This is a genomic window from Kordiimonas sediminis, from assembly GCF_014656395.1.
Lineage (GTDB): Bacteria > Pseudomonadota > Alphaproteobacteria > Sphingomonadales > Kordiimonadaceae > Kordiimonas_A > Kordiimonas_A sediminis.
Window position 1 is genome coordinate 753,692 of record NZ_BNCI01000001.1, and the last position, 22,149, is coordinate 775,840.

The following is a 22,149-nucleotide window of genomic DNA, read 5'->3' on the forward strand; positions in this document are numbered from 1 at the left end:
GTTACTCCTTACTATCGCTCGTATCGGCGGTCATTTTATCAACAACCACATTGCCATTTGTGTAAACGCAGATATCTGCTGCAATGGCCATTGCCTTGCGTGCAATTTCCTCGGCTGTCAGATCCTGATCATAAAGGGCACGACCCGCGGCCAGGGCGTAGTTCCCACCGGATCCGATTGCCACGACACCGTGCTCTGGCTCCAGCACATCGCCATTACCAGTGACGACAAGGGTGGTGGACTTATCAGCCACTATCATCATGGCCTGCAACTGACGCAGGTACTTATCGGTTCTCCAGTCTTTCGCAAGTTCAACACAGGCACGCGCCAACTGCCCTGGATGGCGTTCCAGCTTGGCTTCCAACCGTTCAAACAAGGTAAAAGCGTCTGCTGTAGCGCCTGCAAACCCCGACAAAACCTTGCCGCCGCCCAGTTGACGCACCTTGCGGGCATTTGCTTTCATTACGGTATCGCCAACACTGACCTGACCGTCGCCGGCGATGACAATTTCATCACCCTTTCTGACACTGCAAATAGTAGTAGCGTGCCAGCTTGGAAAATCATTATTTCTGGATGTCATGGAACTTTGACCTTGCTGGTTTTTCTCCTGAATCTCTCAGGAATTTCTGGAATATGCAGTTTCATATATGAATTAGGCGCAAATGTTACAAGGCTTTGATATTGGCTTATGCTGCATGCTCTGCTATGAAGCGTCCAAATCTAGGATGGAGCCTGTCACATGCGCACTGCCTCAGTAGCACGAAAAACCAACGAAACGGATATTTCTGTTGATCTGACCCTTGATGGGTCTGGCACTTATGATGTCAAAACCGGCATCGGGTTTCTTGACCATATGCTGGAGCAACTTGCCCGCCACAGCCTTATGGATCTGAAAGTGCGCTGCGAGGGTGATTTGCATATTGACGGCCATCACACGACGGAAGACTGCGGTATTGCGATTGGGTCGGCCTTCAAAAAAGCTCTGGGCGACATGAAGGGCATCACCCGCTATGCAAGTGCCTATATCCCCATGGACGAAACACTAAGCCGGGTTGCGCTGGATATTTCCGGACGCCCCTTCCTTGTCTGGAAAGTGACTTTCCCGCGGGAAAAAATTGGCGAAATGGACACAGAACTTTTTGAAGAGTTCTTCCGGGCTTTCGCCTTTGCAGCCGGCATGACACTGCATGTGGAAAACCTGTACGGCGTCAACAGCCATCATATCATTGAAAGCTGTTTCAAGGCGTTGGCCCGCGCGGTTCGCACAGCCAGCGAAATCGACCCCAGAAAAACTGACAGTGTGCCGTCCACCAAAGGCACACTGGGCGATAGTCTTTAGGAAAACAGCATGTCAGAATCCGTTGTAATCGTTGACTATGGGTCCGGAAACCTGCGGTCAGCCGAAAAGGCTATCCAGCGTGCTTCCGGGGAAACAGACACCCCTTTTACAGTAACCGTGTCAGGTGACGCCGATACTGTACGTAAGGCAGATCGTATCGTGCTGCCTGGCGTTGGAGCATTTGGAGATTGCCGCGCAGGCCTTCTTGCTGTGCCGGGCATGAAAGAAGCTATTCAGGAAAACGTCCGGGAAAAGGGTAATCCTTTCCTGGGCATTTGTGTTGGCATGCAGCTTTTGGCACGTGAAGGACACGAACACGGCATCCACGCAGGCATGGGCTGGCTTGACGCAACCGTGGGCCCGCTGTCGCCTGCCGATACCTCTCTTAAAATTCCGCACATGGGCTGGAACACCCTTTCCCTTACCGGTGCAGGCACAGCCCACCCGGTTACCAAAGATCTGGGCACAGAGGACCATGTCTATTTTGTCCATAGCTACCATATGCATATGAATTCGACTGATGCGTTGCTGGCAACGACCGACTATGGTGAAACGGTCACAGCAATTGTCGGCCAGGACAACTTCATTGGAACCCAGTTCCACCCGGAGAAAAGCCAAGCTGTTGGCCTTCGGTTCCTGCAATCCTTTCTGGAGTGGCGGCCATGATTACTCTTTATCCTGCAATTGATCTGAAAGATGGCAACTGCGTACGCCTGTTCAAAGGCGATATGAACGCTGCCACTGTCTTTAACGATAACCCGGCAGATCAGGCTGCTGCCTTTGTAGACGCGGGCTGTAAATGGCTACATATCGTTGACCTGAACGGTGCCTTCGCAGGGGAGCCTGTCAACCACGCCGCCGTTACCGCGATTTTAAAGCGTACCAATGTGCCTATGCAGCTTGGCGGCGGTATTCGCGATATTGCAACAATGGAACGCTGGTTGGATGCCGGTGTATCCCGGCTGATCCTGGGGACGCTGGCTGTAAAAGACCCGGACCTGGTCAAAGAGGCCTGCCGTCTTTTCCCAGGCAAGATCGCCGTTGGCATTGATGCCCTGAAAGGGATGGTTGCCGTTGAAGGATGGGCAGAACAAAGCACGCTGGAAGTAACCACCCTCGCAATGAAATTTGAAGATGCTGGCGTTGCAGCCATTATTCACACCGATATCGACCGGGACGGCACACTTGAAGGCGTCAATGCCTACGCGTCCAGCCTGTTAGCTGATGCCGTCTCTATCCCTGTCATTGCCTCTGGCGGTGTAAAAGACCTTGATGACATTCAGGCCTGTGTGGACTGTGGTAATCTTGAGGGCGTTATCACTGGCCGCGCAATCTATGACGGCGGGATGGACCTGAAAGCCGCACTGCGTATCGCAGGCAAGGAGCGTGAATAATGCTGAAAGCACGTATCATTCCCTGTCTCGATGTAAAGGATGGCCGCGTTGTCAAAGGGGTCAACTTTGTTGACCTGATTGATGCCGGAGATCCAGTGGAGCAAGCCCGCGTCTATGATGCAGCCGGTGCGGACGAACTGACTTTCCTTGATATTACGGCAAGCCATGAACGGCGTGATATTCTGCTGGATGTCGTGCAGCGAACAGCAGAAGAGTGTTTCATGCCTCTGACTGTTGGTGGCGGCGTCAGCACGGCTGAGGATGTACGCAAACTATTGCTGGCGGGTGCTGACAAGGCGTCTTTGATGACCGCTGCGGTGAAAAACCCGCCAATCGTTGGGGAGCTTGCTGAAAAGTTTGGATCACAGTGCATTGTTGTTGCCATTGATGCGAAGAAAGTCGGACCAAACAGGTGGGAAGTGTTCACCCACGGAGGGCGCACCGCAACGGGCATTAATGCCGTTGAATATGCAAAAGAAATTGCCAGGCTGGGCGCGGGCGAAATCCTGCTGACCAGTATGGACCGGGACGGCACCCGCGAAGGGTTTGATCTGACATTGACCCGCACAATTGCAGATGCCGTCGATATTCCGGTTATTGCATCAGGGGGTGTTGGCACACTCGATCATCTGGCTGAGGGCATTTCCGAAGGCCACGCTTCGGCGGTGTTGGCGGCTTCCATCTTCCATTTCGGGGACTATACTATCGCTGAGGCGAAGGACCATATGGCAAAAGCCGGGATTCCGGTAAGGGAGGTTTAAGATGACTACCACACTGAAAAACACCGATTGGCTGGTTCTGGAGCGGCTTGAGGACCTTCTGGAAGAGCGCAAAAACCATTCGGCAGAAACAAGTTATGTTGCACGACTTTATGAACAGGGCCCCAGGAAGATCGCGCAAAAGGTCGGTGAAGAGGCGGTAGAAGCCGCGATTGCCGCCACAGCAGGCGACACAAAGGAACTGGTGGGCGAAGCCGCGGACCTGCTGTTTCACCTGATGATCCTGTTGCAATCGCAAGGCCTCAGCCTCACAGACGTCAAGGCAGAACTTGCCCGCCGTGAAGGCATGTCAGGCCTGATTGAAAAAGCATCGCGAACAGAAGATTAGGGCTTGCCTCCAGTTAGCCCTGAACTCCCGCTATTTGGCTTACTTAGTGTGCCCCGGTTTACCTGACGGCAGCCAGTGCCGCCTGGGGACTGATACGCCTGAAGGCCAGTGCTTCTGCAATATGGACCTTGCCTACCTGCTCTGACCCAGCCATATCAGCAATTGTACGGGCAACGCGCAACACGCGGTGATAACCTCTGGCTGTTAACCGCATAGTCTCCGCCGCCTCAAGAAGAAGTACACGCCCGGCATCATCCGGCGTTGCAACCTTTTCCAATAGTTCACCATCGGCATGGGCGTTTAAAAGAATGGTGTCTCCAGTAGAGAGTGCCTCATAGCGTTTTCTTTGAAGTGCCCTGACGTTTGCCACACGTTTTGCAATGTCGCCTGAACCCTCCCGCGGTGTTGGCAGGGACAAATCGCGCGCAGATACAGCCCCCATTTCAACATGCAGATCAATTCGGTCATAGAGAGGGCCGGAAATTTTCCCCTGATAGTCAAGCGCACATTTGGGGGCGCGGTTGCACGCCAGCCCTTCATCGTCCAGATATCCACATTTACAAGGATTCATTGCAGCAATTAACTGAAAGCGGGCAGGATAAGTAACATGGGCCTGCACACGCGCAATAACTGCCTTGCCGCTTTCCAGCGGCTGTCTTAATGCCTCTAATGTCGCACGGGTAAATTCCGGTAATTCATCCAGAAACAAAACACCACCGTGCGCCAATGACACTTCTCCCGGCTTGGCCCGTGCTCCCCCGCCAATGATCGACGGCTGGCTGGCACTGTGATGCGGACTGCGGAAAGGTCGAACTTTTGACACCTTACCTCCCTGTAGCTCACCGGCAACGGACGCAATCATACTCACTTCCAGTGCTTCGGTAGCCATTAAGGGCGGCAGGATCGACGGCATCCGGCTGGCCAGCATAGATTTACCAGCGCCCGGCGGCCCGATCATTAGTACATTGTGGCCACCTGCGGCTGCTATCTCTAACGCACGCTTGGCGCTTTCCTGCCCTTTGATATCCCGCATATCAAGATATGTGGCAGTATCCTCCGCGAGCGAAGGCTCCGGTGCATCCAGATGCTGTGACCCCCTGATATGATTAATCAGCGACAACACATCTTTCGGGGCTACAATCTCTGCCGACGCCGCCCACGCAGCCTCGGCCCCGTTTGCATACGGGCAAATAAGTCCCCGACCCATAGAACCCGCCTGAAGCGCAGCAGGCAACACCCCCGTCACTGACCTGATAGACGCATCAAGCCCCAGCTCGCCCAGGACAAAATATTCATCCAGACTGTCTTCAGGCAGGGTTTCCATTGCCAAGAGAATTCCCAGAAGAATAGGCAGATCATAATGACTTCCCTCTTTGGGAAGGTCTGCCGGTGACAGGTTGACGGTGATACGTTCAGCAGGCAGTGCCAATCCGATCGCCGAAAGTGCTGCACGTACGCGTTCGCGTGCTTCACTAACCGCCTTATCAGGCAGGCCAACAACGGTAAAAGCAGGTAAACCGCTCGAGATTTGCACCTGCACTTCAACCGTGCGCGCCTCTATGCCTTCAAAAGCAACAGTATAAACGCTGGCTACCATATCCCCCCTGACATGTTCGTGCCTATTCGGCGTGCACCCGCTAATATTGCACTATACACGTCAGCTTACGGACAGATCAGAGACAGGTCCAGCAAAGAATACTTCTGGTGTCAGCTTTTCACGACTTTCAAAAGCGCATCAAGCGTATCATCATCCATGCGACCAATACGGCGGGATAACAGGTTAACCGCCTCGGTCGCACGGGCATCAAGGCCTGATGTGTCAATTACGACCCGTGGTCGCGACAGGGAGGCAAGCCGTTCCAGTTGTTCCGCATCGTCCCAGATCAGGCCGAAATAATGAATTATCTTTTGTAGCAAAGGATATGAAGGCTGCCCCCTTTTACCGTGTTCCAGTGCAGACAGATAGGCGGGCGAGACCCCAAGGTCCGTCGCCATTTGGGACTGGCTTACCCCCTTGACCTTACGCAGGTCCCGCATTTTTTGTCCAAACGGGGTCATAGTAGGCTACCCTCTCTCAAACTTGTTACGGCGCAACAGGACATAAAGCGCACCTTCGCCGCCATGCTCCTTGGACGCAGTGCCGTAAGACTGAATGAAGGGTTTCAGTTCCGGCCCCTCAAGCCACAGGGGCACCATACGCCGCAGTACCCCGCCAAACTGTTCAAAATCTGCCCGGGTCCGAAAGGCCGCAGAGATCGAGTCTGTCTGTGAATAGCGCCGTCCCCCCTTGCCCGTCACAACAATAAGCACCTTATGACCATCACGGACACTGCGCTCAATTGTGCGCGATAAGAGATCATATGCCTGCGACTGGCTTAAGCCGTGCAGGTCAATGGATTTGTTGACAGACGTTCTACCGCTGGCGATACGGCGCTTGGATTTGCGGTCAATTCTGGGGTCTGGCGTCAGGGACTTTCCAATAAACCAGTCTGCTGGTAACGCTTTTTCGCTCGGCGCGCGCTGCACTAGTTTGGGTGCCTCTGGCTGAAACAGGTCTTTCTTATTCAGCGGTTTAACCGTTTTGGCTACTTCCTGCCATAATTCCCGGTCTTTTGATGACAGACTGTCGCGCCGTTTTTTGGTCATGTTCCATCAACCCGCGTTAGCTGTCTTCTGTGCAGCCAGGGGTTTCGGTAATAAAACCCAATAACTGCCCTGATTGGCCATACGTCCTGCAATTTCCTCGGCCCGGTCTCCAAACCCCCAGAAAACATCACCGCGTATCTCACCCGCGATTGCCCCGCCTGTATCCTGTGCAACCATCATTCGGCGCAGCGGAAGTTGCCCCGAACTATCAGCATCCTTTTTATCAGAGGGTGCAAAAGCTCTGTCCGGGTCAGGATAGGTTGCAGCCAGCCACATCGGGGTGTGCAGCGACAAATGGCTGCGATCCACTGCCAATGAATGTCCTGCCGTCAAGGGTACGTTTGCTGATCCATACGGCCCGTCGGTGCCTTCAAGAAACCGGAAAAATACATATGACCGGTTCTTGTTCATTATGTCGTGTGCACGGTCAGGGTTTGCCTGAAACCAGGACCGGATTGCCTGCATCGACATATTTTCGCGCGCAATTGCACCTGACTGGATCAAAACCCGACCAACGGATGTGTATGCATGCCCGTTTTGCGCAGCATATCCAACCATCTGGAGCCTGCCATCCGGCATACGAACCCTGCCAGAGCCCTGAATATGCAGGAAGAATGCATCTACCGGGCTGTCCACATATAATAGCGGCTGCGCCCTGTCCGCGAGCGCGCCGTCTGCAATCGTTGCACGGTCCGCATAGGGTACAAGACGCCCGTTCTGGACGCTGCCGGCAACCCGGCGCCCCTTCAGGTCGTCACGGAACTGCCCCAGATCCACCATCACAAGGTCATCCGGCTTCCCAAGAATAGGTGTAGAATACTCGTCTGTTTTGACAGGACTGCCCTTTAACAGGGGTTCATAGTAGCCCGTAAACGTCCCCGTTGACCTGTCACCAATAGACACAGCCAGTGGCTGGAAGTTATTTTCAAAATAGTGTCTTGCTGCTGCCTCTGAAACCCCATCGCCCGTGGGTAACAGATCACATACTCCGATCCAGTCACCCGCCGTACCGCCAATATCAGCACCAGGCAAAGACCGTCCGGGCGGCAGGCTGCGTAGCTTGGCACAGGTTTTCTCAAGTGCCGCCAAAGCGCCTGCCACTTCGCCGTCATTCCAACCGGGTAAGTCAGCAAACTCCCCCGGTGTAAAGGTCAGCCTGTCAGGTTTGCCCGGTACAAGAAGAAGCGCCCCCCACATGGGAAGCGCTACCAATATCAAAATACCGAGACTAAATTTCAGAGACGTTTTCAATGCCGGCCTCGTTTAACCGCTGCGGGTTGCAACCAGTATCCAGTTAGGATCACGCGATTTAACACTGCGTGCAAATGTCCAGACATCCGTCACGGTGATCGTATCAGACAAATTGCCTTCCACCGCATTACCGTCCTTATCACGGGTTACCGCAATAATCTCGGAATTGAATGTAACTGTCAGCTCCGCATCCCGGCCATTAAGTTCCGCTGTGGTAATCTCTGCCTTCTCAATATCCAGAAGACGATTATCAAGGGTCTGTTCCGCTGCTTCGCGTGCATCAACGGCGCCAGCAAACTGCGCATACACGTCATCAGACAGAAAGTCTTTCAGAGTCTCAAGGTCCCCCTGCCAAAATGCCTCAAGAATCATACGGTATGCACCTTGGGCACCTTCCAGAAATTGTGCAGGATTAAACCGGCTGTCGGCACGCTGGATTTCAGACAGTCCCTGCCGGACAGCTGGATTAGCCTCAAACGCAACAACTGTTGCAGCATCCTGACGCGTATCCGCCTGACTTGCAGCCGGTCCCTGACGGCGATTGTCCATACCGTGCGGCGGCGCAGCAGGCGGCATCGGTTCATTGCCCGTTTTATTGCCCAGCTCGGACCGCAACCGCAACAACACAAATGCGGCAATCATGCCGATAAGAATAATATCAAAAAATTCCATCGTTATACTTCAACCTGTTAATGTTTTTCCCTGCACCCATTGAAACCGGGGCCATGTCTTCCCTTATAAATAGGGCTAATAAGGAAAAAGAACAAGCGATGCCACTAATCATTTTACTATTACTTCTGGGACTACCCGTCCTTGAATTGGCTGTACTGATAGATGTTGGTGCAGAAATAGGTGCAATTTCCACCGTCTTTCTGTGTCTACTGACAGCTGCAACCGGCCTATATCTTGTCCGTTTGCAGGGCCTTAAAGTTATTCAAGACCTACAAAATGCTGCGGCAAAAGGCGGCGCAGTAGAGGCACAGCTTGTGCATGGTTTTTTCCTTCTAATAGCAGGTATTTGTCTGTTTATCCCCGGATTTCTGACGGATGCTCTTGGTGCTTTGCTACTAATACCGCCGGTACGATTGTTTCTTGGCAGGGCCGGTCTTCGGAGAGGGTCATTCACCCGCGGTGGCCGTCATGGCGGCACATACACCCGTACGATCATTATCGATGGTGAATTCACAGAGAAAACAGGGCATCACCGTTCCGACAAAACTGATAGCATTGAGACAATAATACACACTAATCCCACAAAAAACGATGAGAAGACCTAGTTAAGGGGAATTGACTGTTGTCCGCTGCCACAAAGCATGCTAGCGGTTTCGCGGATTATTCCTTTGATCGACTTCCCTGCTAACGGGAATTGTTCTTATCAAAGATATAGAATACGCGGTTTACAATAACCGCCAGACCAGAGAAGAAGAGTGTAAAATGGCTGAAAATGAAAACAACCAGGCACCAGAAGCAGGTGCTGCACAAGACGCAAGCCAGCCACAGGCGGGCATGGTAACACAGTATGTGAAAGACCTTTCTTTCGAAAATCCAAATGCACCTGCATCCCTGCAAAACAATGGTGCTGCTGCACCAGCAATTGACGTAAATGTCAATGTTGGCGTGCGCCAGATGAACGAAGAAATGTATGAAGTCGAACTGAAGATTTCCGCAAAAGCAACGACTAAGACACAGGACGATCAGTCCATGACTGCCTTTGTTGTTGAGCTGGCATACGGTGGTCTGTTTGGCGTTCGTAACGTTCCAGAAGAAGCACTGAAAACATTCCTGCTTATTCAGGCACCAATGCTGATGTTCCCGTTTGCGCGCCGCGTTATTGCTGATGCAACACGCGATGGTGGCTTCCCGCCTCTGATGCTTGATCCGATTAACTTTGAAGCTCTGTATCAGGCGCAGCAAGCGCAAGCTGGTGCTGCTTCCGAGCCAGTGGGCGGATCAGATGACGCACCACAGCCGATCAATCTGAATTAATATCAGAACCACAGAATACCAAAAGCCGGCGAGATCATCTTGCCGGCTTTTTTTATGCCCGATACAGATAGTATTATGCTGTCAGATCAATAAGACACTATGCAGTTATCGCCGCGTGCCAGAAGAACGGGCCGCCTTGGCAAGACTAAGAAGCGCCCTGCCACAGATAATGGTATCCGGGTTACCGGTTGTTTTACAGTCCAGTTCTGCATCAAGTAATATTTCCAGGCCACGATCGATCCGTGCTGGCGTCCACCGCCGCAGATCATCCTGAAACTTTGGCATATCCTTGAAAAAAATCATTGGCCCAGACCGTTTAATCGCCTGATCCTGCGGTACACCGTCCGCCACAAGGCCGTGCACCAAATGCATCCGCAACAAGCGGTTTTGCACGATGCGCAGAATAGCAATCGTACTTTCTCCTGCGGTCAGTGCCCGTTCATAATATGTTTCCAGATCGGCAATCCTGCCAGCAGTCACGGCTTCGCTGATTGACCCGATATTCAGCGCGGCCGTATCACCGACACAGTTCATGGCATCTTCAACAGTAACCTGACTATCCGACCCCCTTTTATATAAGGCCAGTTTTTCCAGCTCCCCCCGGGAAACAATTCTATTGCTGCCCAGATTGGCTACCAGATAGGACATGGCATCTTTGGTCGGGGTAAGACCGGCACCGCCAAGAACCTCCTGAATTAAACCAAAAAGGCCCTGTTCGTCATCTTCATAACACGGGATCGCTACCGCATTTTTTGCTTTTTCCGCTGCTTTCCGTAAGGCGGATGTTGGCTTCAGGTCCCCCCCCATGACAATGAGAAGGCCGTCTCCCATGGCATTATCCAGTGTCAGGGAAAATCCTTCCGCCAGACGGCTACTGTCAGTGGCATCCTTGGTCGTGCCCTGAACCAGAACGAGCCGCCTGCCCCCCATCATGGATATTGCAGATACCTCATCTGACAAAATGCCAGGCGTGTCCCGAATGTCAGACATATCAGGCTTGGCAACCTGAAAAGGGTCAGACAGGTCCGGAGCTACCTGTTTTGCAATCAGATGCGCGCGCTCCCGCACCAAGCCTTCATCACGACCATACACCAGTACAGCGCGCACAGACGGATCCAGTTTTTTCAGGGTTGCGGGAATATCACGCGGCTTCAGGGCAACCATCAGCGCTGACTTTCCTGACTATTGTCTTTCCCGGCCGCAGGGGCGAGTGTGAAAGCAATACGGCGGTGAATTCTGTCAGCCAGATCAAGAGCAAGACGACGTGCCGTATCTTCACGCTGCATAACAGTGGCAAAATCAGAGATCACGATATCATAGGTGGTGCGGGTTACATAAGTGTCTGACAGAACCTCTGCCCCGTCAGAAAGCCTCACCAGCGAGAAGTCCGCCCGCATGATCAATTGTTCCTGCGTGGCAGACGTATCCGGTTTGATACCAAATGTGTCCAGGGTCTGGGTTAACACTACCTGTACACGGTAGTCCGGCGCACCTGTGTGACCCAGCCGGTCCTGCAGATGAAACCGCATCTGCTGACCCAGGCGGTCCGGGATCGGTGCCACCTCCACCGTTGATAAAACAGCAGGGATACCAGCACCTCCGGCCCCTTCTTTGTACAAAGGCTTGAAACCGCACGCAGACGGCAAAAGCAAAAGGACCAAAAGTGCTGCTACTCTAAGCATTATCCCACCACAATATTGACGATCCGGCCAGGGACAACGATCACTTTTCTGATCGTCTTGTCTTCCAGGAACTTCTGGACCTTTTCACTGGCTTTTGCCAGCGCTTCAATCGCATCCTTATCCAGATCTTTTGCAACTTCGATCGTATCACGAACCTTGCCGTTTACCTGCACTGCCATTTTGACAGTGTTGTCAACAGTCAGAGCTTCATCAAAAGCAGGCCATTTTGTTCTGGCAACAAGAGTATCGTACCCAAGTTCGCGCCAAAGCTCCTCAGCAAGGTGAGGCATCATAGGGGCAACCATCAGCACCAGTGTCTCCAGCGCTTCACGCAACACTTCCTCAGTGCCTGGCCCCTCAAGGTCCGCACTGATAGCATTTGCAAATTCATACAAACGCGCAACCGCTTTGTTGAAATGGAGATTCTCAATGTCGCTCGTCACGCCCTTGATCGTCTTGTGTGTTGCCTTGCGCAGAGCAAGTGCACTGTCAGAAATCTCGCTTGGGATCGCAGCGCCCAGTTCGTCAGCCAGACGGTGTGCATTGCCTGTAACCAGACGGTAGACACGCTGGTTGAAACGCCACGCACCCTCAATACCAGATTCAGTCCACAACAAATCGCGTTCTGGCGGACTGTCAGACAACATAAACCAGCGCGCCGTATCTGCGCCGTACTGATCAATAATATCATCCGGGTCGACGACATTTTTCTTCGACTTGGACATTTTCTCTACGCGGCCCTCTGTAACCTCCAGGCCGGAATCACCGCGGAACATAGTGCCGTCTTCACGGGTTCTGACAAGCTCAGGGAAAACCCACTGTCCGTCAGAGTCCTTATAGGTTACGTGATTGACCATCCCTTGAGTGAAAAGCCCTTCAAACGGCTCTTTGAAATTGGTCATGCCAATTTTATTCAGAGCCCGTGTGAAGAAACGGGAATACAACAGGTGCAGGATCGCATGTTCAATGCCGCCAATATACTGATTGACCGGCAACCAGTCATTGACAACATCTTTTTCAAACGGCTCATCATGGTTCGGCGAACAGAAGCGCAGGAAATACCAGGACGAATCCACAAACGTGTCCATCGTATCTGTTTCGCGCCGGGCTGGCTTGCCGCAGCTTGGGCAATTTACATGTTTCCACTCCGGGTGGTGATCCAGCGGATTACCCGGTTTTTCAAAGGAGACATCCTCAGGCAGCTTTACCGGCAACTGATCCACAGGCACAGGTACAACGCCGCAGTCATCACAGTGAATAATCGGAATAGGCGTGCCCCAATACCGTTGGCGGGATACGCCCCAATCACGCAGGCGGTAATTGACAGTCCGTTCCCCCCAACCGTCTTCTTCCGCACGGTCAAGGATCGCCGCAAGGGCAGCATCGGTTGTCATTCCGGTCATAAAGTCAGAATTCGCGATCTTGCCGGGGCCTGTGTATGCTTCATTCTCTACAGAGAAAGTAGCAGCATCTTCCCCGTCCGGGACAACAACCACACGCACGGGCAAATCATACTTGCGGGCAAAATCCAAATCGCGCTGATCATGGGCAGGGCAGGCAAAAACCGCCCCGGTGCCATAATCCATCAAAACGAAGTTGGCCACAAAGACAGGCAGCTTCCAGTTTGGATCAAGCGGATGATCAACGGTCAAACCAGTGTTAAAGCCCTTCTTCTCAGCTTTCTCGATCGCTTCCTCGGTTGTACCCATTTCCCGGCATTCTTCACAGAAAGCAGCCAGTTCCGGGTTATCTTCTGCCAGTTTCTGCGCCAGTGGATGGTCTGCAGCGATCGCACAGAAGCTTGCACCGTACAGCGTATCCGGGCGGGTCGTGTACACCGTCAGAATGTCGTACGAATCAGTAATACTGAAATCAATCTTCAAGCCTTCTGACCGACCGATCCAGTTTTCCTGCATCAACCGAACCTTATCCGGCCAGCGGTCAAGGTCCTTCAACCCTTCAAGAAGGTCTTCGGCAAAATCCGTAATACGCAAGAACCACTGAGACAGCTTCCGGCGCTCTACCTTCGCACCAGAACGCCATCCACAGCCGTCGATAACCTGCTCGTTCGCCAGAACCGTATTGTCAACAGGGTCCCAATTAACCCAGGATTCACGGCGATAAATCAAACCGGCTTTTAAAAACTCGAGGAATATCCGCTGCTCCTGACCGTAATACTCTGGGTCACAGGTCGCAATCTCGCGACTCCAGTCAACAGCCAGGCCAACCTGTTTTAGCTGGTCGCGCATATTCGCAATATTGTCATAGGTCCAATCAGCCGGGTGCGTCTTGCGCTCCATTGCAGCATTTTCTGCCGGCATCCCAAACGCATCCCACCCCATCGGATGCAGGACTTCATAGCCGCGCGCCTTGCGGAAACGAGCAACAACGTCCCCCATCGTATAGTTACGGACATGGCCCATGTGCACCCGACCAGACGGATACGGGAACATTTCCAACACATAATATTTTGGCTTGTCGGACGACACATCAGTTTTGAAAACTTCTGTTTCCTGCCAGACTTTTTGCCATTTGGCTTCAGTTGCCTTTGCGTTATAGCGCGACATTTCTCTCTCGGGATGTTCTTAATATTATTCGTATAACAGGATCAGTTGTGCCCAAAAGCCTGTTCCCAGCAAATGGGAACCACCGGCATAGGGCACATGATCTTTTTTTTAACTGCCAACCCGCAGCATACGGGCCTTGGTCAAAATGGCTTCTTCGATCTGCAGTGCCGTTTGGGCCTGTACAGGAACGGCGATCCACTGACCCTCTTTCAGTTCCTGACGGGAAACAGCAACGCGAATACCGTCGGACCGAAGCGCCTGTGACAAAAAGCTGACAGTTACCTTAACCCGCTCGTTCGGCATGTCTGGTGTGGAGTGCCAGTCACTGACAATAACCGCCGCCCGCGGATCAGCATTCTGGATCGGTAAAAAGGAAAGTGTATCGAGCGTAGCCTGCCACAAATAACCATTCACACCCAGTGCCGTTGTCTTTGGCTCCAGTGTTGATTTTACATCGTCATCACCACCGAACATAGAACATGCGCCCAGTGTCAGTGTTAGTCCAAGTAGGGCAACCAAATGGAAAGCCTTTTGCATAGTCGATACCTCGTTCCTGAGTCTTTTTTTCGGGCAATTTTGATCAAAAATTCACATTTGCACCGATATCCACAGGCGGTTATAGCCGGGACTTGTGGCTGTGACCAGACAGAAATACGACGAATCGTGACCAAATGGCCACATTGTAGGTATTATTTTTAAATTCAAAGGATCAGATACCGATACATCGTAACAGTTTCATTGAAATGTAATCAATTGCTGGTTAAGAAGTAAGATATGAAACGTGCGCTTACAGCATTGGCCTTTTGTGTTCTGGTAACATCGGTTACCGGAACTGTTCGTGCTGAGGAAAAGACCCGTTTTGAATCTACAGGGTTTCTGCAAAGCCTTGATTTGTTCATTACCAAACAAATCGACAAACTACGCGGTAACAACACAACCCTGAAAACAGATTCAGAAAAAGACCTGAAACTAAGTCTGCGCGACACGTCCGACGAAAAGGCGTCCGGTTTTCTTTACCTGAAAGACAAGTCTTCGTCTAACAGTGTCGACACTGTTCCCCTGTCAGAGCGTCCTGACTTTTCTTCGCTTCTGTCTTCTGACGGCTCCTTCCGCAGTGGTCGGGATCTGTTTGGCACACAGAACAAGCTTGGGCTGATGCTCGGTGCCAGCAAAGAAGGCAAAAATGATGGCCTGCTGTTGGGGCTGGAAAGCAATTACCGGCTGGCACAGCCTGATTATTCGGTATCAAGTGCCTTTGCGGATATTACCAGTGACTTTAACACCCGCCATGCAAGCGTCAGTTTTCTTGTCGGCTATTCCGGTTTTAATATTGATGCTTCTTTCAACCGTGATGAAAGCCTTTTCCACGGCAACGGCAGCGGCTATGACGTCGGGCTTTCCTATAACCATAACAAATGGTCTGCGCGCTTGAGCCTGAGCGAATATAAGCGCGGCGTTGATTTGTTCGGTATCGAAAACGAAGCACGCAGCATCATTTCTGTCGAGCTTGGCGCCCGTTACCGCCTGAGCGACAATCTTGGACTGCAGGGCAGCGTCCGTGTGTATGATTATAGCCAGCGGATGATGATCAACCCTGGCCGCGGCGAATTCTCTCAGATGATTTTGCTGGGCGGTCGCCTGACCTTCTAAAGCCTCCCATTCTTAAGATACTGACAGCCTCATCAAAGAGGCTAAAATCAGCTATTGTCTGATTGTCAGCAGACCCACGCCTTGTATTTACATTTTAAAAAGGGCTTCAGCCTTTTGTCGCGCTGTTAAATGCATCAATGGCAGCAATGCCAGCTATGCCCAACCTACGTAGCGGCCGCACGGTGCGCGCATTAACACCGCCCAGCGCAATCACCCGGTCCCGTATCCCAGAAGTCAGGCGGGCAAACCGGTGAATGCCAAGCGGCTGCTTGCCTGCATGGCTGGTGGTTGCAAAAACAGGTGACACCAACACAAAAGGAATGGCCAGTTCCTGCGCCCGGCGGAGCGAACGGCGCCCATGACACGCTGCAGAAAAAACAGGCAGGCCTGACCGGGGCCTGCTGAATAACAGATGATCTGGCAAATGCACACCGTCCGCCCGTATCCGCCGGGCGAGACCATAGTCCGCCGCGACCACACAGTAGAGGCGGTGCACCCGACACAGGGCCCGAACCGACCGTGCAAACTGCTCGCGGTCGCGTGCATCATACTCGCGAATAATAACGACACTTCCAGCAGGCAATCGGCTTATCGTCAACAATGCATTCGGGTCCTTGTTTCTGTCTGTCATATATATAAGGACAGACATTCCAGGAAACTGCGTTGTTCCCCTAGAGCTGAAATGCCAGTTTTTCCCGTTTTGCATCTTGACCATTTCCCTGACCTATCACATAGGATGGGGCCAATATAGTCAAAGTGAAAAGAATGAGCCATGTCCCAGTCTATCAATGACAAGATTACAACCATCCACGATGAAATTGCATCCATGTGCAAATATGCCGATGTTGCCCTGAATACGCCAAAGCTGATTGCCGTATCCAAGGTCCAAAGCGATGAACGTATAGAAGAGGCTCTGGCGGCGGGCCTGCGTGTTTTTGGTGAAAATCGTGTTCAGGAGGCACAGGAACACTGGCTAGAACGGCGCAAATCGTATCCCGACCTTGAACTACATCTGATTGGTGGCCTGCAAACCAACAAAACTGCTGATGCCGTTGCCCTTTTTGACAGCATACAAACCATTGACCGCCCAAAGTTGGCGCGCGCAATTGCAGCCGAAATGGCGAAACAAGGGAGAACCCTATCGCTGTTCATTCAGGTAAACACCGGCGAAGAAGAACAAAAAGGCGGCTGCCTGCCTGCTGATCTGGACGCCCTTGTGACCCTATGCCGGGAGGAACTGAACCTAACCATTGATGGCCTGATGTGTATCCCGCCGGTGGACGATGACCCGTCGCTTCATTTTGCCCTGTTGAAAAAACTGGCGAAACGGCACGGTATCGAGCGTCTGTCCATGGGAATGAGCAACGATTACGCCCTTGCTGCCGCTATGGGCGCCACCGACATACGTGTTGGAACTGCGCTTTTTGGGGAACGTGATTATTCTGCCGCGTAGGAATTATGCCCGCCACGGCTACACAAAAAGTCCGACCTATGACGGCATCTCAATCACCAGAGTATCGCTTAACATCAATTGCCTGATCATGCGCGTCAGGTCGTCCTCTGATAATGCAATGCAGCCCCGTGTCGGGGTATAGCCTTCCCGTGCGATATGCATAAAAATCGCGCTGCCTTTGCCTGGAACAGTTGGGGCATCATTGTGTCCCAGAACCACTATAATGTTATAAAGATTGTCATCCCGCCACAGCTTTTCGTGACTGGCGGCAAAAGGTAACCCTACGGGCTTATTATAATATTTGCTGGCAACATCATCGCACCAGCCCATGTCAGGCCTGATCGGTTTAGTGTTATACAGACTAACTGGCTCTTCAACCATATCAGGCCGGTAATAAATCCGGCGGAACGGATAGATGCCTGCGGGTGTGGCACCGTCGCCTTCTTCTTTATCGTCCTGGGGAATTACACCGCCCGCACCAAGAGCACAAGGCGCCTCAAACAAGGGGCCTATTACGCGCCCCTTCCGGCTATCTGTCTTATCTGGCACAACTCTATATTGGCGCATGGTTCATCGTCCGCTAGCCACCTATAATAAATGGCCGGTTTTGTCTTTCTTGGTCTGCAGGTACCCAATATTATGGGGGTTGGTCGGGAAGGCATGTTTGACGCGTTCTACCACATTGATACCGCGCGCCTTCAACCCTTCGACCTTATTAGGGTTATTGGTCATCAGTTTAACCTGCTCGATACCAAGTGCCTTCAACATCTCAGCCGCAGGTCCGAAATCGCGCTCGTCTACCTCAAACCCCAATCTGGTGTTCGCATCAACTGTGTCGAAGCCTTCATCCTGCAGGGCATATGCCTTTAATTTTGAGGTCAGTCCAATACCGCGGCCTTCCTGTGCCAAATACAGCACAACGCCGCCGCCATTTTCATCAATCGCCTTGATGGCACCGCGTAATTGCTCACCGCAATCACATTTCAGTGACCCTAACAGATCACCAGTGAAACATTCAGAATGCAGGCGAACCAGTACCGGTTCATGGCGCGGGGGATCCCCGATTACAATTGCCATATGTTCAATACCGCCCGTAAGCGGCCGAAAAGAAACCAGCCGCGTATTTTCTGCACCGGCCAGGGGGACTTTCGCACTTGCCACCTGGCGGAGAGACTGCGCCTGGATTTCATCAAACCCAAGAACATCCGTAGCAGATACACTCAGCATACCGTCCGGTACTGTATCTGTCTCGAACGCGAGTACCGCGGGCAAAAGGCGGGCAATTTTAACCAGCTTCACTGCCGCTTGATCTACTGGACTTTCCTCGTGATCAATGCGGCTATAGGGCCCCTTCAGCGGCGTTGCCAAATCACGGGTTGGATCTGCCAGCGCCTCAAAGTCTACTGCCCGCATCCAGCCTTCCCGGCGTAAACGAACAACGGACCACCCTTTATGGGCGACCTTCAGGGTTTCCGCACGACGGCCTGTCACGATAATAAAAGGAGCAGCCCTGGAGGTTTCACCAAACGCATCAAACTGTGCCAACATATCACGTGCGGCAAATTCAAGCGGCATAAATACCAGGTGCGTGTCACCACTTTGCACAGCGGCAGGCCACCCCCGGCGTAAATCATCTGCCACACGGTTAATCTGAAGTAATATGCTATTCTGGTCCGACATAGTCTTCATATAGGCGAACAATTTAATTTTGTCCCTAGCCAATTTCGTTTTTCGTGCCGACAACCAGCAATATCACTACGGCTTCAAGTAATTGTGAACAGGTATTGATGCGACAGGGGATTAGCATTTACCTTAAACACACCTATATTAAATAGCACTGAAACTCTCCGGATAGGTAAAAATGGAGTCCGCCTTATGGCTGTTCGCAAAATTCTGCTCGTTGATGATGATATTGATCTCAGAGAAACACTGGCAGAACAATTGGCCCTGTATGAAGATTTTGACACGATCGAGCAGGGTACTGCCCGTGATGCGCTCGAGTTTCTGGATACAGAGAAAGTAGATATGATCATTCTGGACGTCGGCCTGCCAGACATTGACGGTCGCGAACTTTGCAAGCGTATCCGAAAAAAGGGCATCACAGTACCGATTATCATGCTTACTGGCATGGACAGCGATGCGGATACGGTAATCGGCCTAGATGCCGGCGCCAATGATTATGTTTACAAGCCTTTCAGTTTCACCGTTCTGCTGGCACGGATCAGAGCACATTTCCGCCAGTATGAACAAAGCGAAGATGCCGTGTTTGATCTTGGTCCGTACCAGTTCCAGCCATCGGCAAAAACTCTGGTCGTAAATGATAACGGCAAGAAAATTCGCCTGACGGAAAAAGAAACCTCCATCCTGAAATATCTATATAAGGCACAAGGCAGTGCCGTCAGCCGGGATGAATTGCTGGCCGAAGTATGGGGATATAATTCAGGGGTGACAACCCACACACTGGAAACACATATCTACCGTCTGCGCCAGAAGATTGAAGCAGAACAAAATATCGACAGGATATTGGTGACAGAACAAGGTGGCTACAGCCTGAAAGGCATCGCCGCATAAAAGTCTTCATACCCAGATATAAACGACACACATAAAAGGGGCATCTTCGGACGCCCCTTTATTCGTTTGGATACTTCAGACAGCGATACCGCTACAGATCAATGTCCATCAACACTGGCGCATGGTCTGACGGCTTTTCCCACCCACGGGCACTGCGAAGAACTTCTACCTTTGTTGGGGCAGATTTCAGGGACGGGCTTAACCAAATATGATCCAACCGACGACCCTTGTCCGCAGCATCCCAGTCCCGGGCACGGTAAGACCACCAGCTGTAAAGCTTTGCCGGCAAGGGTTCAAACTCCCGCATTACGTCCACCCAGTCATGGGTTTTAATCAATTCCAGCATGGTGTCTGTCTCGATCGGCGTGTGGGAGACAACTTTCAACAGTTTCTTATGGTCCCAAACATCTTCTTCGTACGGCGCAATATTCAAGTCGCCCACCAGAATACAGTCGTCTTCAAGCGCACTGGACCATTCTTTCATTTCTGCGAGAAAATCGAGCTTGTGAGCAAATTTTTCATTCACGTCCGGATTTGGTTCGTCCCCGCCTGCTGGAACATAAAAATTATGCACCACCTGACCGGTTGGCAGTTTAACCGCAATATGGCGGGCATCACCCTTGCCGCACCAATCGATTTTAAAGCTATCATCAAACGGCAGCTTTGATGCTGTCGCTACGCCGTGATGGCTTTTTTGTCCATGAATAGCCAAATGCGGATACCCCAGGTCCTCAAAAAAACCGGTCGGGAACATATGGTCCTGTACTTTGGTTTCCTGCAGACACAAAACATCCGGTGCATATTCCGTCAGCAGCTTTTCAACAATACCAAGCCGCGCGCGAACCGAATTGATGTTCCAAGTGATAATACGCATAAAAATCCCTTAATTGCCTGACGGCAGTATCTAATAAATAAGAAAACTGTTCCCAAGAATACCGATCGGCCAATATCCTGCCTCGAAAATCCTGAACCGCACGACTAGCGGATGATCTTCCCCCGCACCGGACATAACCGCAAGCACAGCCAGATAACATGCCTGTGCAGCAGCACCCATTGCCGCCAATAGAAATTCTTCATCTTCAATGCCAAGATCTTCTGCGACTTCCTGGACATGCTCTTCAATGATCGGGGACATTTCCTGATTAACATGCATGGTAACCAGTTCCAGCGTTTCTTCATCAAGCATTAGCATAAGCGTTTCTGTCAGCGATGCACGCAGCTGCTCTTCCGCTTCCCATGCCGGACTATTGAAGCCCAAGCTTTCTGCTGCTTCTGCTGCTTCTTCCCAGTCGCCCAAAAAGGCAGGCCATGCATCAGGAAAACCAAGCCGGTCCGCATATTCACGCGCTACCTTTACCACGTCCTGATCCGGGTCTTCCCCAAGGTTGGAAAACCAGTGCACTTTCTTCATTACCGCCAGAAACGGTGCAACAACTTTCAGTGACGGATACTCTTCAAGGACATCCAGCTCAAAATCTTCGTCATCATCAGGAAGCGATACTTCTTCAGTCATTATGGGTTCCGCGTCAATGAATGGGGCAGGCGGAAAACAGTCTCCGCACACGCCGATTAGCTATCTCTTTGCATACTGCCTGCAAGCATTTTCGTAAACAAAAAAGGCAGCAGAAACTGCCACCTTTTCATCCTGTACCTGCACTTTTCACGCTGTCCCTTATCGCATGCGCCGTCTTTTACTGGCACCGCGTGGGTCCTTGAATGTCCATAAGGCCGGATCAAGATCAGGGTCCGTTATCTGGTTCGACAACTCCACATAGGTCAACCCGCCCTGGGCGTCTTTGACTGTCCAGCTGATCAGTTCAAGTGCCTCATCCTTAACCCCGGAAAGGCTATGATCTTTGAAATACAGAGTAATCGCGCCACGGTCAGGGTGCTTGTCATCCACCGCGGACAGGGAAATGACGTCTTTCTCCCCTGCTGACAATATATCAACACTTGCACCTAGCCCCGTCAGATCAAGGCGTGTGTTAAGAAGGGCTCGTAACGGCGTGTCCGACACGGGCCATTTGGTGACCTGTCCGATTTCATAATCAATGAAGTTCAAAACCTCGCCATCACTAACAACCAGAAAAGGAACGTCCTCTGCATATTCAAATCTGATCCGGCCTGGTTTCGCCAGATATAGTGTCCCTTCAACGATGTTACCGTTTGGAGAGCGCTGGATAAAGTCAGCCTTCAACCGCTGCGTTTCCGCCATATAGTCCTGAATTTTTTTCAGCGCCGCAAACCGTGGGTTTTCTGCAAGTGTCTGTTCTTCAAGTGGTGGCAGATCAGCAGACGGGTCAAGCGTCGCCGGGGCAGGGTCGGGTGAGGCCACTTCCTGCGCCTGCGTTGCCACTGTAGTGTATGGCTGCATATCTGCCCACACCACCGTGTGCGCACCCAGAACACAAAAGCCACCAACCAATAGTTTGGACAAAATTGACATATTTAAATCTGCGATCCTTATAGTTGCAGGATAAAGCCTACGTTCAGCGTGTGGCAA

General features: G+C 51.8%; 26 protein-coding genes. 10 read left to right on the forward strand and 16 right to left on the reverse strand.

Annotated elements, in window-relative coordinates; translation table 11 throughout:
* Window position 1: 1 nt before the first annotated feature.
* Window positions 2–580: an ATP-dependent protease subunit HslV gene (gene hslV / locus IE181_RS03340; RefSeq protein ID WP_191250126.1), complete on the reverse strand. Its 579-nt coding sequence runs from the start codon at window positions 578–580 to the stop codon at window positions 2–4.
* 159 nt (window positions 581–739) lie between these two features.
* Here hslV and hisB point away from each other — a divergent pair, with 159 nt between their 5' ends.
* From hisB to IE181_RS03365, 5 genes are read left to right on the forward strand one after another with little or no spacing between them, the layout of a single operon-like run.
* The gene (hisB, locus tag IE181_RS03345; RefSeq protein ID WP_191250127.1) at window positions 740–1,339 is read left to right on the forward strand and encodes an imidazoleglycerol-phosphate dehydratase HisB; all 600 of its coding nucleotides are present in this window, start codon (window positions 740–742) and stop codon (window positions 1,337–1,339) included.
* A gap of 9 nt (window positions 1,340–1,348) precedes the next feature.
* Window positions 1,349–2,005: an imidazole glycerol phosphate synthase subunit HisH gene (hisH, locus tag IE181_RS03350; protein WP_191250128.1), complete on the forward strand. Its 657-nt coding sequence runs from the start codon at window positions 1,349–1,351 to the stop codon at window positions 2,003–2,005.
* Window positions 2,005–2,733, forward strand: coding sequence for a 1-(5-phosphoribosyl)-5-[(5-phosphoribosylamino)methylideneamino]imidazole-4-carboxamide isomerase (gene hisA, locus IE181_RS03355; protein ID WP_191251530.1), 729 nt, complete (start codon window positions 2,005–2,007; stop codon window positions 2,731–2,733). Before hisH ends, hisA begins: the two co-directional genes overlap by 1 nt.
* Window positions 2,733–3,494, forward strand: a complete 762-nt coding sequence (gene hisF, locus IE181_RS03360) for an imidazole glycerol phosphate synthase subunit HisF (protein ID WP_191250129.1) — start codon at window positions 2,733–2,735, stop codon at window positions 3,492–3,494. Before hisA ends, hisF begins: the two co-directional genes overlap by 1 nt.
* A gap of 1 nt (window position 3,495) precedes the next feature.
* A complete protein-coding gene (locus IE181_RS03365) occupies window positions 3,496–3,840 on the forward strand; it encodes a phosphoribosyl-ATP diphosphatase (protein WP_191250130.1) in 345 nt (114 codons plus the stop codon).
* Window positions 3,841–3,898: 58 nt separating this feature from the next.
* On the opposite strand, the gene IE181_RS03370 is transcribed toward IE181_RS03365, so the two are convergent.
* The 5 genes from IE181_RS03370 to IE181_RS03390 all read right to left on the reverse strand — a co-directional run bounded on the left by IE181_RS03370 (window position 3,899) and on the right by IE181_RS03390 (window position 8,409).
* The gene (locus IE181_RS03370) at window positions 3,899–5,437 is read right to left on the reverse strand and encodes a YifB family Mg chelatase-like AAA ATPase (protein WP_191250131.1); all 1,539 of its coding nucleotides are present in this window, start codon (window positions 5,435–5,437) and stop codon (window positions 3,899–3,901) included.
* A 110-nt stretch (window positions 5,438–5,547) separates the two neighbouring features.
* A complete protein-coding gene (locus tag IE181_RS03375; RefSeq protein ID WP_191250132.1) occupies window positions 5,548–5,898 on the reverse strand; it encodes a helix-turn-helix domain-containing protein in 351 nt (116 codons plus the stop codon).
* A gap of 6 nt (window positions 5,899–5,904) precedes the next feature.
* Entirely contained in the window at window positions 5,905–6,486 is a 582-nt protein-coding gene (locus tag IE181_RS03380; protein WP_191250133.1) for a Smr/MutS family protein, read from the reverse strand.
* Between the two features lie 6 nt (window positions 6,487–6,492).
* Window positions 6,493–7,737: a murein transglycosylase A gene (gene mltA, locus IE181_RS03385; protein WP_229819123.1), complete on the reverse strand. Its 1,245-nt coding sequence runs from the start codon at window positions 7,735–7,737 to the stop codon at window positions 6,493–6,495.
* A gap of 12 nt (window positions 7,738–7,749) precedes the next feature.
* Window positions 7,750–8,409, reverse strand: a complete 660-nt coding sequence (locus IE181_RS03390) for a Tim44/TimA family putative adaptor protein (protein WP_191250134.1) — start codon at window positions 8,407–8,409, stop codon at window positions 7,750–7,752.
* A 98-nt stretch (window positions 8,410–8,507) separates the two neighbouring features.
* On the opposite strand from IE181_RS03390, the gene IE181_RS03395 reads away from it, so the two are divergent.
* Together IE181_RS03395 and secB are read left to right on the forward strand one after the other, a co-directional pair.
* A complete protein-coding gene (locus IE181_RS03395; RefSeq protein ID WP_191250135.1) occupies window positions 8,508–9,014 on the forward strand; it encodes an FxsA family protein in 507 nt (168 codons plus the stop codon).
* 157 nt (window positions 9,015–9,171) lie between these two features.
* On the forward strand, window positions 9,172–9,723 hold the full coding sequence (gene secB, locus IE181_RS03400) for a protein-export chaperone SecB (protein WP_191250136.1): 552 nt from the start codon (window positions 9,172–9,174) through the stop codon (window positions 9,721–9,723).
* Between the two features lie 105 nt (window positions 9,724–9,828).
* Here secB and holA read toward each other — a convergent pair whose 3' ends face one another.
* From holA to IE181_RS03420, 4 genes are all read right to left on the reverse strand, one after another.
* Window positions 9,829–10,887, reverse strand: a complete 1,059-nt coding sequence (holA, locus tag IE181_RS03405) for a DNA polymerase III subunit delta (RefSeq protein ID WP_191250137.1) — start codon at window positions 10,885–10,887, stop codon at window positions 9,829–9,831.
* Window positions 10,887–11,405, reverse strand: a complete 519-nt coding sequence (gene lptE / locus IE181_RS03410) for an LPS assembly lipoprotein LptE (RefSeq protein ID WP_191250138.1) — start codon at window positions 11,403–11,405, stop codon at window positions 10,887–10,889. The genes holA and lptE overlap by 1 nt, the downstream gene beginning before the upstream one ends.
* Complete coding sequence (gene leuS, locus IE181_RS03415) at window positions 11,405–13,972, reverse strand: leucine--tRNA ligase (RefSeq protein ID WP_191250139.1); 2,568 nt, start codon at window positions 13,970–13,972, stop codon at window positions 11,405–11,407. The genes lptE and leuS overlap by 1 nt, the downstream gene beginning before the upstream one ends.
* Before the next feature lie 108 nt (window positions 13,973–14,080).
* Window positions 14,081–14,509 (reverse strand): DUF3576 domain-containing protein, encoded by a 429-nt coding sequence (locus IE181_RS03420; RefSeq protein ID WP_191250140.1) that lies wholly within the window; start codon window positions 14,507–14,509, stop codon window positions 14,081–14,083.
* Window positions 14,510–14,746: 237 nt separating this feature from the next.
* Here IE181_RS03420 and IE181_RS03425 point away from each other — a divergent pair, with 237 nt between their 5' ends.
* On the forward strand, window positions 14,747–15,622 hold the full coding sequence (locus IE181_RS03425; protein WP_191250141.1) for a porin: 876 nt from the start codon (window positions 14,747–14,749) through the stop codon (window positions 15,620–15,622).
* 106 nt (window positions 15,623–15,728) lie between these two features.
* Here IE181_RS03425 and IE181_RS03430 read toward each other — a convergent pair whose 3' ends face one another.
* Complete coding sequence (locus IE181_RS03430; RefSeq protein ID WP_191250142.1) at window positions 15,729–16,271, reverse strand: thiamine phosphate synthase; 543 nt, start codon at window positions 16,269–16,271, stop codon at window positions 15,729–15,731.
* 123 nt (window positions 16,272–16,394) lie between these two features.
* Between IE181_RS03430 and IE181_RS03435 the strand changes: the two genes are divergently transcribed.
* Complete coding sequence (locus tag IE181_RS03435; RefSeq protein ID WP_191250143.1) at window positions 16,395–17,075, forward strand: YggS family pyridoxal phosphate-dependent enzyme; 681 nt, start codon at window positions 16,395–16,397, stop codon at window positions 17,073–17,075.
* Window positions 17,076–17,111: 36 nt separating this feature from the next.
* On the opposite strand, the gene IE181_RS03440 is transcribed toward IE181_RS03435, so the two are convergent.
* Both IE181_RS03440 and ribA read right to left on the reverse strand, forming a co-directional pair.
* The gene (locus tag IE181_RS03440) at window positions 17,112–17,642 is read right to left on the reverse strand and encodes a L,D-transpeptidase family protein (RefSeq protein ID WP_191250144.1); all 531 of its coding nucleotides are present in this window, start codon (window positions 17,640–17,642) and stop codon (window positions 17,112–17,114) included.
* A gap of 21 nt (window positions 17,643–17,663) precedes the next feature.
* Window positions 17,664–18,716: a GTP cyclohydrolase II gene (gene ribA / locus IE181_RS03445; RefSeq protein WP_229819125.1), complete on the reverse strand. Its 1,053-nt coding sequence runs from the start codon at window positions 18,714–18,716 to the stop codon at window positions 17,664–17,666.
* A gap of 234 nt (window positions 18,717–18,950) precedes the next feature.
* On the opposite strand from ribA, the gene IE181_RS03450 reads away from it, so the two are divergent.
* Entirely contained in the window at window positions 18,951–19,646 is a 696-nt protein-coding gene (locus IE181_RS03450) for a response regulator transcription factor (protein ID WP_191250145.1), read from the forward strand.
* Between the two features lie 91 nt (window positions 19,647–19,737).
* On the opposite strand, the gene xth is transcribed toward IE181_RS03450, so the two are convergent.
* The 3 genes from xth to IE181_RS03465 form a co-directional block, all read right to left on the reverse strand.
* Window positions 19,738–20,520: an exodeoxyribonuclease III gene (xth, locus tag IE181_RS03455; protein WP_191250146.1), complete on the reverse strand. Its 783-nt coding sequence runs from the start codon at window positions 20,518–20,520 to the stop codon at window positions 19,738–19,740.
* Window positions 20,521–20,550: 30 nt separating this feature from the next.
* A complete protein-coding gene (locus IE181_RS03460; RefSeq protein ID WP_191250147.1) occupies window positions 20,551–21,159 on the reverse strand; it encodes a hypothetical protein in 609 nt (202 codons plus the stop codon).
* A 159-nt stretch (window positions 21,160–21,318) separates the two neighbouring features.
* Window positions 21,319–22,092 carry a LolA family protein gene (locus IE181_RS03465; RefSeq protein WP_191250148.1) on the reverse strand — a complete coding sequence of 258 codons (774 nt, stop codon included), beginning with the start codon at window positions 22,090–22,092 and terminating at the stop codon, window positions 21,319–21,321.
* Window positions 22,093–22,149 lie beyond the last annotated feature (57 nt).